Genomic DNA, 11,921 nt, shown 5'->3' with positions numbered 1-11,921 from the left:
GAAACCTGGAACACCAGATCCAGAGAAACCTGGAACACCAGATCCAGAGAAACCTGGAACACCGAATCCAGAAAAACCTGGAACACCAGATCCAGAGAAACCTGGAACCCAGAAAAACCTGGAACACCGGGTCCAGAAAAACCGGAAAAAGAATTACCAAAGACAGGGCAGAAAATGCCTGTGGAACCATATATGGGAGCACTTCTTGTAATGATGAGTTTTGGATTACTCGTATTAGGTAGAAAACAGCAGAGATAATAAAAGTGAAAAGGTATCCTCAAAGTATTTGAGGATACCTTTTTTAACATAAAAAAAGGCATCTAGCAAAAGAACTAGATGCAAATAAAAACACTTGGGAAGACAAAATTCTTCCCGTTTCCCGTATGTAATTATATCAAAAAAATTATAAAAAACTAGTTATATTTAAAATATAATTTTAAAAAAAGTTATATACATAAATAATTGCAATACTCGCAGTTTTCTCTTTCTGAAAAATACATTTCTTTAATTTTGAATATTAAGACTAATGTTGAAAAATCTTCAGATAATTAGAAAAAATAACCAAGAGGATATATAATATTGCTTAAGAAATAGTTTTAATGGATTACATATATTTCATTTGGTGTATTAATTGAATATCATAATTTTTAATTTTATTAAGCAAGAATCTCGGTTACTTATTGCATTTCTAACATAGGGTGAGAAAGAAAAATACAATAGTGTGGAGGTTTTTATAATGACGTTTGTTCTTAGTAAAATGAGTGGCTTTAGCATAGAAGAAAAGGTACATGAATTTGAATCTAAGGGATTCCTTGAAATCTCAAATGAAATCTTTTTACAAGAGGAAGAGAATCATCGTTTATTAACACAAGCACAGTTAGATTATTATAATTTGGAAGATGATGCGTACGGTGAATGCCGTGCTAGATCTTATTCAAGGTATATAAAGTATGTTGATTCACCAGATTATATTTTAGATAATAGTAATGATTACTTCCAATCTAAAGAATATAACTATGATGATGGCGGTAAAGTTAGACAGTTCCATAGCATAAATGATAGTTTTTTATATAATCCTTTAATTCAAAATATCGTGCGTTTCGATACTGAATTTGCATTTAAAACAAATATAATAGATACAAGTAAAGATTTAATTATAGGTTTACATCAAGTAAGATATAAAGCTACTAAAGAAAGACCATCTTTTAGTTCACCTATTTGGTTACATAAAGATGATGAACCAGTAGTGTTTTTACACCTTATGAATTTAAGTAATACAGCTATTGGCGGAGATAATTTAATAGCTAATTCTCCAAGGGAAATTAATCAGTTTATAAGTTTGAAGGAGCCTTTAGAAACTTTAGTATTTGGACAAAAGGTTTTCCATGCCGTAACGCCACTTGGAACAGAATGTAGTACTGAAGCTTTTCGTGATATTTTATTAGTAACATTTTCTTATAAGGAGACAAAATGAGAGAGAATAAAATAATTATGATTTCTGGAGCCAATAGCGGTATAGGTCATGCTTGTATAAAATACTTTTTAGAAAAATCCTTTCATGTAATAGCTCTTGATATTAATAATAATAACTTAATAGATTATATGAAAACAGATATGCCTTTGAAAGTAGTGCAAATTGATTTAAGTAATAGTGAAGCGATTCATAATCTTTTTACTCAATTAGATTTAGAAAAGCTTTCTCCTGATATATTAATAAATGCTGCTGGTATTCGAGAGATAACACCTGTTTTAAATTTATCCGATGACATGTTTAAAAAAGTAATTGATGTAAATTTAGTAGCCCCATTTATACTTTCTAGGGAAGTAGCGAAGCGATGGTGTGAATCGAAAATAAAAGGTTGTATTGTGAATATAGCATCGGTTTCTGGATTAATGGCTGAACCAGAGCGAGCTGCTTATGTGGCATCAAAGCATGCCTTAATCGGATTGACTAAACAGATGGCTATGGAATTTGGGAAGCAAAATATAAGGGTAAATAGCATTTCTCCCGGTGTTATTAGAACTGAACTTACAGAAGAATACTTTAGTAATAAAGCATTGATGTCTATGATAAAAAGTAATCAATCTTTAGATACTTGGGGATTGCCGCAGGATATTGTTTCATGTATTGAGTACTTGATTTCTGATCAGGCCCGCTTTATTACTGGTTCTAATTTTGTAATTGATGGTGGTTGGACTGCTGGGAAAAACTTGTAGTTGAGTGTTTTTGAGGAAAAGCACCTGTCCTTTTTTAGGCTGGTGTTTTTCTCACTATAAACAGATTTTTTTATTGGAGGGGGATTAATTTGTTTCAAAAAAGTTTTAAGCAAGAGAAAACGGTACCGGCCTTAAAGATGATAGCATCAATGGTTATCTTTGGATCAGTTGGATTTTTTTCTGTTCAAACAAACTTGCCTTCGTTTGAATTAGTGTTTGTAAGGTGTATTTTTGCGACAATATTTTTAAGTGTATGCTGGTTGCTTACAGGGCAATATAAACAAGATAAATGGGAACGAAAAGAAGTTATTCAAGTTTTAATATGTGGCTTTTTCTTAGTATTTAATTGGGTTTTCTTATTTAAAGCCTTTGAAAATATGTCAGTTACAATTGCTATCTCAGTTTATCATCTTGCACCAGTAATTGTACTGTTAATTGGAAGTATCGTCTTTAAAGAAAAATTAACATTAATATCTATCATTTCAATAATTGTGTGTTTTGTGGGAGCTTTATTAATTGCTGGTATCGATGGAAGCTTCTCTGTAGGCTCATTAATGTCTTCAGGTATGATATGGGGATTTCTTGCAGCTCTCTTTTATGCATTTACAACTTTATTTGGTAAAGGGATTAACAAAATGAGTGCGTATGCAATGACATTTTTACAAACATTCTTGGGGATATTTCTTTTAATACCATTTATAGATTTAGATGCTTTTAGTGGCCTCACTCAAAGTAATTGGACATATATTATAGCTACTGGTTTTATTCACACTGGGATAGTGTATTATCTGTTTTTTGATAGTTTACGCCATTTATCTACAAAAACAATCTCAATATTAGTTTTTTTAGATCCGGCAGTGGCAATATTATTAGATACTGTACTTACTGGATTCCGTCCAACTTTAATGCAAATAACAGGAATTCTTTTTATTTTTATTGGCATGACTTTAACATTAAAAAAATCTAAAGATAAAAAACTGAGTCAAAAAGAAAATCGAATTGAAAGCGATGCTAGTATATCTCAACAATGATGAAATATATTGTGTATAAAACGATAAACCTTGCATGAATCATGCAGGGTTTATTTGGTCTAATATAATTCATATTTATAATATATGTTTTTTAACATGCTTTTGATTCACTTATATTTATTTGACTATAAATTTACAAAAATGTATATAAAAACTTGTTTTTTGATAATATATAAGTAATAAATTCATAGAATTGGAGTGATGAGATGCAGCCGTTAGAAAGGGAGATTCATTCTAATATGCTGAAAGTGTGGAGGATGCACGCTTTAATTGGGGCGGCAGTTATACTAACAGTCGTAATTGCATATTTCTTTTTCATGATTAACTTTAACTGGTGGGGGTGGTTGTTTGGACTATTAGTAACAGGAGCCATTACATTTATTCCACTTGATTATTTTGTGTTTCCAAATTTACGTCAGCGCTATTATAGTTACAGATTAAATGAAGAAGAGATTGAGATTCAAAAGGGAATGTTTGTTGTAGAACGCGTACTTATTCCGATGATCCGTGTGCAGCACGTAACGATTGAGCAAGGGCCGATTATGAGAAAGTATAATTTAGCAGAATTACACATTTCAACAGCCGCAACTTCTCATAGTATCCCAGGTTTAACGAAAGAAGAAGCAGAACAGCTGAAAAGACAAATTGGAGAACTTGCGAAGGTGAGTGATGAGGATGTATAAGAGGCAACATCCGATCACGATATTGTTAGGTATTAGGGTTGCGAGTTTGTTGCCACTTATTATTCTTGTTTTATTTAAACCTGATGAACAAGTGGAACCTTGGTATTTATTTTATCTTTTCCTTCTGGTTGTTTTATTCATCATGGCTATTTTTTCAGCAATTAAATGGTATTTTAAAGTGTACTGGATTGAGAATAATATGTTACATGTAAAGCACGGTGTTTTTGTAAAGAAGGAAAGCTATTTAAATAAAGAGCGTGTACAAAATATTAGTACGTCTTCTAACTTCATTTATCAAATGCTCGGACTCATGAAGTTAAATATAGAAGTAGCCGGTGGTGGTAATGAACCAGAAGTGATGTTGGCTGGTATTAAAGAAGACGAGGCAAAACATTTAATCTCTGTATTACATAAGAAAGAAACTACTGTAAAAGAAGAAATAGAAGAGGAAGAAAGCAAGACGGTTTATCAGTTAACAGCGAAAGAGGTTTTAGCCGCAGCGATTACATCTGGTCGGTTCGGACTAGTGTTCTCTGGGCTAGTACTTCTTTACACAAAGTTTGATTTTGTTCTTCCTGAAGGATTCACAAGTAAAGTAGAAGCGTATGTGATGGGAAACGGTGTTTATAAACTAATTGTAATTGCATTAATTTTAATGGCAATTTCATGGATTATTTCCACGGCTGGATATGTGTTGAAATATGCAAACTTTAAAATTGGGCGAAAAGGGGAAGAGATTCGTATCGTTCAAGGATTATTTGAAAAGAAAGAGTTTGTCTTAAAATTGCACCGCATTCAAGCGATTACTGTAAAAGAAGGTATGCTTCGCCAGCCGTTTGGCTATTGTGCTGTTGAAGTGGAAGCAATTCAAAGTATTGGAGCAGCAAGTAACGAAGTAATGTTGCATCCATTTATGAAGAAAAAAGATGTACAGCACCTGCTCACATATTTAGAGTTACCTTATGAAATCGAAGCGGAGATCGTTCACTTACCAAAAACAGCGTTGCGTCGTTATTTCATTATGGGCTGGTTAATAAGTATCATACTCACAGTTCTAATTGCCAGCGTGAGTATATATTTAAAACAATATATTGCGTTGTTTGTTATTTTACCGTTATTTATCGTGTTTTTGTTACTTGCGTATGCTAGATATAAAAGTGGTGGTTATGAATTAAGAGAAAATCAACTAACGGTTGTATATCGTAATTTTTCGAAATATACAGGAATAATGCGAAGAAGACATGTTCAAGCAGTAGGTTATAATCAATCGTATTTTCAAAGAAAAGATGAATTATGTACAACTCTTGTAGCGGTAGCCGGGCGCGGTTATGAAGTAAAGCATATGAGAAAAAAAGATTCGCTTCGTATATATAATTGGTACAAAGAAAAAGGAAACACCGGTGTGTAATGGTGTTTCCTTTTTGTCATTAAATCGATATCTTTAGTCGAATCGTTGATATATTTCAAGATGTGATAGATAAATTGAAAAAATCGTTGATATATTCAAAGGTATGATAGATATATTCGAAAAATCGTTGATATATTCAAAGATGTGATAGATATATTCGAAAAATCGTTAATATAATTTCACGTACTGATAGTGTTGTATTACTTTTTAATTAAACTAACACATCAAAAGTAGTCACAAAAGAAGGACGAGAGAAAATACTCTTTTGCTGTTCTGCATGTGGATGCGCCTGTGCTTGTCCTTCTGCTTGTGCAGGACGTTTTTTATGAGCGTTTTCGAATGAACGTGATTCTGTCCAGTCTTTAAAGTTTTGCTCCGTTTCCCACATCGTTAAGATGACATATGTATCGTTACTTAATGGGCGTAGAACACGGATCGCTTGGAATCCTGGTTCGTTTTCAATAAGGCCTGCACGGTTTTTAAAACGGTTTTCAAATACTGGGCGACCTTCGTCTGTTACAGAAATATTGTTACAAACGATATAGCCAGGTTGTCCTTTAAATTCACCGACAGCATCTAGTACGTCATACTGAAGTGAGCCTTCTACAGATTCTTCTGTATTTTCTTTATAAAACATATTTTTCTCATCATTTTTTGCAGTGAAATGTGATTGTTCTAGAGGTGTTTCGTATGAAATAATAGCCTTCATTTTAATGCCCCCTTAATAGTTTGTTTCTATTATATCAACTCTCTTAAAAAACTTCGAAGATTATATACATAAAGATACTTCTTTTTCAAATAATAAATGTACCATCATTTGGAAAGAAGGCCGATGTATGAAGAAAGTAAAGTGGACTTTATTAGGTGGCGTCGCAACGTTTATAGTAGCGATTGTACTCTATAAACTTATCGTGTTAGCTGGTGGCTATATGATGGATGAAAAGCAGCTCGTTTTCCACTCTTCATCACGTATCGTTGACCAGAAAGGGAAAGAAATTACGAAATTATACGTAGAAAATAGGGAGCTCGTACCGATCGAGCAAATTCCGAAGTATGTGCAGCAGGCGTTTGTTGCGGTGGAAGATTCTCGTTTTTATGAGCATCAAGGAATTGATTATCCGTCTATATTCCGTGCTCTTTATAAAGATACGTTAGCTGGAGAAAAGCTAGAGGGCGGTAGTACCATTACGCAGCAACTCGCTAAAAATGTCTTTTTAACTCGTGAAAAAACATTTACGCGCAAATTGAAGGAAGTCGCAATTTCTCTTCAATTAGAGCAAAAATATACGAAGCAACAAATTCTTGAAATGTATATGAATCATATTTATTTTGGTCATGGGGCTTACGGTATTCAAGCAGCAGCAAAGCTGTATTTTAATAAAAATGTTGAGGATTTAACAGTAGAGGAAGGGGCAATGCTTGCAGGTCTTCCGAAGTCACCAAACGGATATTCACCGTACTACTCTGCAGAGAAGAGTAAGGAACGCCGCGATCTCGTGTTGTCACTTATGCATAAACAAGGCTATTTGACTGCAGAAGAAAGCGTTCGTTATCAAGGGAAGATAATTGCTCTATATAAAAACTTAGATGAAAATGAGCTTGCATATATGCCGTATATTGATATGGTCATAGATGAAGCCGCTCGTTTATACGGGTTGTCTCATCAAGAAGTACTTCGCGGAGGATATACGTTTGTCGTACCTATGGATGAAAAAATTCAAAAGGTAGCGTATAACCAGTTTCAAGATGCAAGGAATTTTCCTGGGAAAGAAGAGGGGGCTCAAGGTGCATTTTTATTAATGGATAATCGTACGGGAGGGATTAAAGCGGCGATTGGGGGAAGAAAGTACGTCCCGAGAGGATTTAATCGTGTTTTTGCCAAAAGGCAGCCCGGATCTGTTTTAAAACCACTTATCGTTTATGCACCAGCACTAGAAACGAAAAAGTATAATCCGTATTCTTTATTAACGAATGAAAGAAATTCTTTTGAAGGGTATGAACCTCGAAATTATAATCATGAGTATTCAAAAGAAATGACGATGTATGATGCGATTTTAGAGTCGGCAAACGTACCAGCAGTTTCTCTATTAAATGAGTTAGGGGTAGAAGAAGGAAAGCAATATTTAGAAAAAGGAAATGTCCATATTGCAGATGCTGGTTTAAGTACAGCACTTGGCGGATTGAAAAATGGTGTTTCAACATTTGATCTTGTAAAAATGTATCGTTCATTTTTAGCGAATGGCAATATTATCGAGCCGCACGTTATTGATAAAGTATTAAATAGACACGGTGCAGTCATTGGGGAATCACCGAAAGTAGAGACGAAAATTTTTTCGAAACAGACGGCATGGTATATGACGAAAATGTTAGAAGGAGTTGTGAAGGAAGGGACAGCGAGAGCAGGTGTATATAACGGTGCGTTAGCTGGAAAAACAGGTACAACTTCATTGCCAAATGACGATAAGGGAGCAAGAGATATGTGGTTCGTCGGCTATACACCGAACTTAGTAGGCGCTGTTTGGATTGGTTATGACCGTACGGATAAGGAACATCAGTTGCAAGGAGAAAGTGCATCTGCGACAAAATTGTTTAAGAAAATTTTAACGAAGGCTAATGTAGAACATAAAGAGAAGTTTATGAAGCCTGAAGGTGTGGAAACAATCGGTGCTCCGATTCGGCTGCGTAGAATTGAAGATGTAAAAATGAAACTATCATTTAGCCCTTTCGGTTTATTTAAAGCAAAATTAAGTTGGACGCCACTTCCAGATAACAGAATTATGTACCGAATCTATAGAGTGGAGAACGGAATTCATACGCATGTTAGCACTGTAAATGGTGCTGGAGAATATGAGGAAAAGTTCGTTAACATATTTTCAAAACCGAGCTTTTACGTTGTACCATACAATACACAAACGAATCGCGAAGGAGAAAAGTCAAAAGTAGCTAAACCATAGTTTTTCTCTGTGTTATAATAAGAATGTTGTGAAAATAGTAAGCGTTTTTACGAATGTTTGTGTCAATTTAATGAACAACGTACATAATATTATGCATTTTGTTTTTACAAGCTGTATAGTAAAAAAAGATAAATATCGAACGTATTCGAAGCATTGGTAAGGAAGGGAGCAAGGGTCTTGGTAAGAACTATAAATGAGACATTTTTAAAAGCATGTAGGGGGGAACGTACCGATTATGTACCAGCATGGTATATGCGTCAAGCAGGTCGTTCACAGCCGGAATATAGAAAGATTAAAGAAAAGTATTCTTTATTTGAAATTACACACAATCCAGAGTTATGTGCTTACGTTACAAAATTGCCGGTTGATCAATATAACGTAGACGCAGCAATTCTTTATAAAGATATTATGTCACCACTACCTGCAATTGGTGTGGATGTAGAAATTAAATCAGGTATTGGGCCAGTTATTGATAACCCAATCCGTTCTTTACAAGACGTAGAAAAACTAGGGGAAATTAATCCGGAAGATGATGTACCGTACATATTAGATACAATTCGTTTATTAACGACAGAAATGTTAGACGTACCGTTAATCGGTTTTTCAGGGGCTCCATTTACATTAGCGAGCTATATGATTGAAGGCGGTCCATCTCGTAACTACCATAATACGAAAGCGTTCATGTATGCAGAGCCGAAAGCTTGGTTCGCTTTAATGGATAAGCTAGCAGATATGGTTATTACATATTTAAAAGCGCAAATTAACGCAGGAGCAAAAGCAGTTCAAATTTTCGATTCTTGGGTTGGAACAGTAAATGTAGCAGATTACCGCGTATTTATTAAACCAGCAATGGAGCGTATTTTTGCAGAAGTTCGCCCTATGGGTGTACCGATGATTATGCACGGCGTAGGAGCTGCACACTTAGTGAATGAGTGGCACGATTTACCGCTTGATGTAGTCGGCTTAGACTGGCGTTTACCAATTGAAGAAGCACGTGCACGCGGCGTTCATAAGGCGGTACAAGGAAATATGGACCCTTCATTCTTACTTGCGCCATGGTCTGTTATTGAAGAACATGTAAAAGGTATTTTAGATCAAGGGATGAAAGAGCCTGGTTATATCTTTAACTTAGGACACGGTGTATTCCCAGAAGTAAATCCAGATACATTAAAACGTTTAACTACATTTATTCATGAATACTCTAAAGGGCAGTTAGCGAAGTAAAGGAGAATTGCTGTATGAAAAAGAAAATTGGTTTGCTTGTAATGGCATATGGAACGCCATATAAAGAAGAAGATATTGAACGTTACTATACACATATTCGCAGAGGAAGAAAGCCAAGTCCTGAAATGCTGGAAGATTTAACAGAGCGTTACCGTGCAATTGGTGGTATTTCTCCTTTAGCTACTATTACATTAGAGCAAGCTAAGAAGTTAGAGAAGCGTTTAAATGAAGTGCAAGATGAAGTAGAGTACCATATGTATCTTGGTTTAAAACATATTGAACCGTTTATTGAAGATGCGGTGAAAGATATGCATAACGACGGAATACAAGATGCAATCGCACTTGTTCTTGCACCTCACTATTCTACGTTTAGCGTGAAATCATACGTTGGACGAGCACAAGAAGAAGCTGAGAAACTTGGGAACTTAACAATTCACGGCATCGATAGCTGGTATAAAGAGCCGAAATTCATCCAGTACTGGGTTGATGCAGTGAAAGGTATATATAACGGTATGTCAGATGCAGAGCGTGAAAAAGCAGTATTAATCGTATCTGCACATAGCTTACCAGAGAAAATTATTGCAATGGGCGATCCATATCCAGATCAATTAAATGAAACAGCTGATTATATCGCGCGCGGAGCTGAAGTAGCAAACTATGCAGTAGGCTGGCAAAGTGCAGGAAACACACCAGATCCTTGGATTGGTCCAGATGTACAAGATTTAACGAGAGAACTAAATGAAAGGCACGGTTATACTTCATTCGTATATGCACCAGTTGGATTTGTTGCTGAACATTTAGAAGTTTTATATGACAACGACTTTGAGTGTAAAGTTGTAACGGATGAAATTGGTGCGAAATATTATCGTCCAGAAATGCCAAATGCATCGGACGCATTTATTGATTGTTTAACAGATGTTGTATTAAAGAAAAAAGAATCTGTACTGTAAGAAGAAAGGGGGAGCCTGCTTGAGGAAAAAAGTTGTGATCGTCGGCGGAGGCATAACGGGATTAACAGCAATGTATAACTTACAAAAAAATATTCATGAAAAAAACTTGCCGATTGATACATTACTTATAGAAGCATCGGGTAAACTTGGCGGAAAAATTCAAACCGTTCGAAAAGATGGATTTACAATTGAACGCGGACCGGATTCTTTCTTAGCACGAAAAGAAAGTGCAGCTAGATTAGTGAAAGAATTAGGTCTTGGCGATGAACTTGTAAATAATCAAGCCGGTCAATCATTTATCCTCGTAAACAATCGGTTACATAAAATGCCGAATGGATCAATGATGGGAATTCCAACGCAAATTACGCCGTTTCTATTTTCCGGGCTGTTCTCCCCAATTGGTAAACTAAGAGCTGGTTTTGATCTATTAATGCCGAGGTCAAAGCCAGTATCTGACCAATCACTCGGACAATTTTTCAGACATCGTCTTGGAAACGAAGTGGTTGAAAACTTAATAGAACCGTTACTATCGGGTATTTATGCAGGGGATATTGATGAAATGAGCTTAATGTCAACATTCCCGCAAATGTATCAGATTGAGCAGAAACATCGCAGTATTTCACTCGGTATGCGTACGCTCGCTCCGAAAGAAGAGAAAGCTAAACCGAAAAAAGGAATCTTCCAAACAGTGAAAACAGGTTTAGAATCTATCGTAGAATCTCTCGAAGCAAAGATGCATGAAGGTACGATAATAAAGGGAACTCGCATTGAAAAAGTTGCAAAACAGGGTGATGGTTATACAATTACTCTTAGTAATGGAAAAGAAATAGAAGCGGACGCCATCGTAGTGGCAACTTCGCATAAAGTATTGCCGTCCATGTTTGCTCAGTACAAGCAGTTTCGTTTCTTCCGTAATATTCCGGCCACATCCGTTGCGAATGTGGCACTTGCTTTCCAAAAGTCAGCAATCCGGAGCGATATTAATGGTACAGGATTTGTCGTATCACGAAATAGCGATTACACGATTACAGCATGTACGTGGACGCATAAAAAATGGCCACATACAACGCCAGAAGGAAAAACACTCCTTCGCTGTTACGTTGGACGTGCTGGTGATGAAGCGGTTGTAGAACAAACTGAAGAAGAACTCGTTCAGCTCGTACTAGAAGATTTAAGAAAAACGATGGATATTACAGAGGATCCAGAATTTACAATCGTAAGCCGCTGGAAAGAAGCGATGCCTCAATATACAGTAGGCCATAATGAGCGAATGAAAAAGCTCACAACATTTATGCAGAAAGAGTTGCCTGGTATATACTTGGCAGGTAGCTCCTATGCTGGTGCTGGACTTCCAGATTGTATTAATCAAGGTGAGGAAGCTGCAAAGCGTGTATTATCTCATTTGGAGAAAGTAATAGATGCTGAATTAATCGCACAATAAACGAAACGCCTTC

Annotated in this window: 11 protein-coding genes; 10 read left to right on the top strand and 1 reads right to left on the bottom strand. The window is 35.8% G+C overall.

Annotation, left to right across the window (positions count from 1 at the left end; translation table 11 throughout):
• The 6 genes from DN403_RS31895 to DN403_RS23975 all read left to right on the top strand — a co-directional run.
• Positions 1-258: LPXTG cell wall anchor domain-containing protein (locus DN403_RS31895; RefSeq protein WP_255452061.1), on the top strand; the 258-nt coding region annotated here is incomplete at its 5' end.
• 478 nt (positions 259-736) lie between these two features.
• Complete coding sequence (locus DN403_RS23995; protein ID WP_000144818.1) at positions 737-1,474, top strand: 2OG-Fe dioxygenase family protein; 738 nt, start codon at positions 737-739, stop codon at positions 1,472-1,474.
• Positions 1,471-2,217: an SDR family NAD(P)-dependent oxidoreductase gene (locus DN403_RS23990; protein ID WP_001208943.1), complete on the top strand. Its 747-nt coding sequence runs from the start codon at positions 1,471-1,473 to the stop codon at positions 2,215-2,217. Before DN403_RS23995 ends, DN403_RS23990 begins: the two co-directional genes overlap by 4 nt.
• 89 nt (positions 2,218-2,306) lie before the next feature.
• Positions 2,307-3,248 carry a DMT family transporter gene (locus tag DN403_RS23985; protein ID WP_052658746.1) on the top strand — a complete coding sequence of 314 codons (942 nt, stop codon included), beginning with the start codon at positions 2,307-2,309 and terminating at the stop codon, positions 3,246-3,248.
• A gap of 206 nt (positions 3,249-3,454) precedes the next feature.
• A complete protein-coding gene (locus DN403_RS23980) occupies positions 3,455-3,931 on the top strand; it encodes a PH domain-containing protein (RefSeq protein ID WP_001182726.1) in 477 nt (158 codons plus the stop codon).
• A complete protein-coding gene (locus DN403_RS23975; RefSeq protein WP_106081492.1) occupies positions 3,924-5,339 on the top strand; it encodes a PH domain-containing protein in 1,416 nt (471 codons plus the stop codon). The genes DN403_RS23980 and DN403_RS23975 overlap by 8 nt, the downstream gene beginning before the upstream one ends.
• Before the next feature lie 211 nt (positions 5,340-5,550).
• On the opposite strand, the gene hmoB is transcribed toward DN403_RS23975, so the two are convergent.
• The gene (gene hmoB, locus DN403_RS23970) at positions 5,551-6,048 is read right to left on the bottom strand and encodes a heme-degrading monooxygenase HmoB (RefSeq protein ID WP_000644094.1); all 498 of its coding nucleotides are present in this window, start codon (positions 6,046-6,048) and stop codon (positions 5,551-5,553) included.
• Between the two features lie 127 nt (positions 6,049-6,175).
• On the opposite strand from hmoB, the gene DN403_RS23965 reads away from it, so the two are divergent.
• The 4 genes from DN403_RS23965 to hemY all read left to right on the top strand — a co-directional run bounded on the left by DN403_RS23965 (position 6,176) and on the right by hemY (position 11,908).
• Complete coding sequence (locus DN403_RS23965; protein ID WP_000756277.1) at positions 6,176-8,293, top strand: transglycosylase domain-containing protein; 2,118 nt, start codon at positions 6,176-6,178, stop codon at positions 8,291-8,293.
• A gap of 177 nt (positions 8,294-8,470) precedes the next feature.
• The gene (gene hemE / locus DN403_RS23960) at positions 8,471-9,517 is read left to right on the top strand and encodes a uroporphyrinogen decarboxylase (protein ID WP_000252608.1); all 1,047 of its coding nucleotides are present in this window, start codon (positions 8,471-8,473) and stop codon (positions 9,515-9,517) included.
• 14 nt (positions 9,518-9,531) lie between these two features.
• Complete coding sequence (gene hemH, locus DN403_RS23955; RefSeq protein WP_000726782.1) at positions 9,532-10,467, top strand: ferrochelatase; 936 nt, start codon at positions 9,532-9,534, stop codon at positions 10,465-10,467.
• Between the two features lie 19 nt (positions 10,468-10,486).
• Complete coding sequence (hemY, locus tag DN403_RS23950) at positions 10,487-11,908, top strand: protoporphyrinogen oxidase (RefSeq protein WP_149185818.1); 1,422 nt, start codon at positions 10,487-10,489, stop codon at positions 11,906-11,908.
• Positions 11,909-11,921: the final 13 nt, after the last annotated feature.

The sequence above is a fragment of the Bacillus sp. AY2-1 genome, assembly GCF_008368965.1.
In the GTDB taxonomy this organism is placed as follows: domain Bacteria; phylum Bacillota; class Bacilli; order Bacillales; family Bacillaceae_G; genus Bacillus_A; species Bacillus_A thuringiensis_S.
Note: the sequence above shows the minus strand (reverse complement) of the source record. Positions and strands in the feature narration are given on the sequence as shown.

Bases quoted from the DNA above. Each gene is read 5' to 3' on its own strand.
- DN403_RS23995 (WP_000144818.1), top strand. From the start codon at position 737: ATGACGTTTGTTCTTAGTAAAATGAGTGGCTTTAGCATAGAAGAAAAG.
- DN403_RS23990 (WP_001208943.1), top strand. From the start codon at position 1,471: ATGAGAGAGAATAAAATAATTATGATTTCTGGAGCCAATAGCGGTATA.
- DN403_RS23980 (WP_001182726.1), top strand. From the start codon at position 3,455: ATGCAGCCGTTAGAAAGGGAGATTCATTCTAATATGCTGAAAGTGTGG.
- DN403_RS23975 (WP_106081492.1), top strand. From the start codon at position 3,924: ATGTATAAGAGGCAACATCCGATCACGATATTGTTAGGTATTAGGGTT.
- hmoB (WP_000644094.1), bottom strand. From the start codon at position 6,048: ATGAAGGCTATTATTTCATACGAAACACCTCTAGAACAATCACATTTC.
- DN403_RS23965 (WP_000756277.1), top strand. From the start codon at position 6,176: ATGAAGAAAGTAAAGTGGACTTTATTAGGTGGCGTCGCAACGTTTATA.
- hemH (WP_000726782.1), top strand. From the start codon at position 9,532: ATGAAAAAGAAAATTGGTTTGCTTGTAATGGCATATGGAACGCCATAT.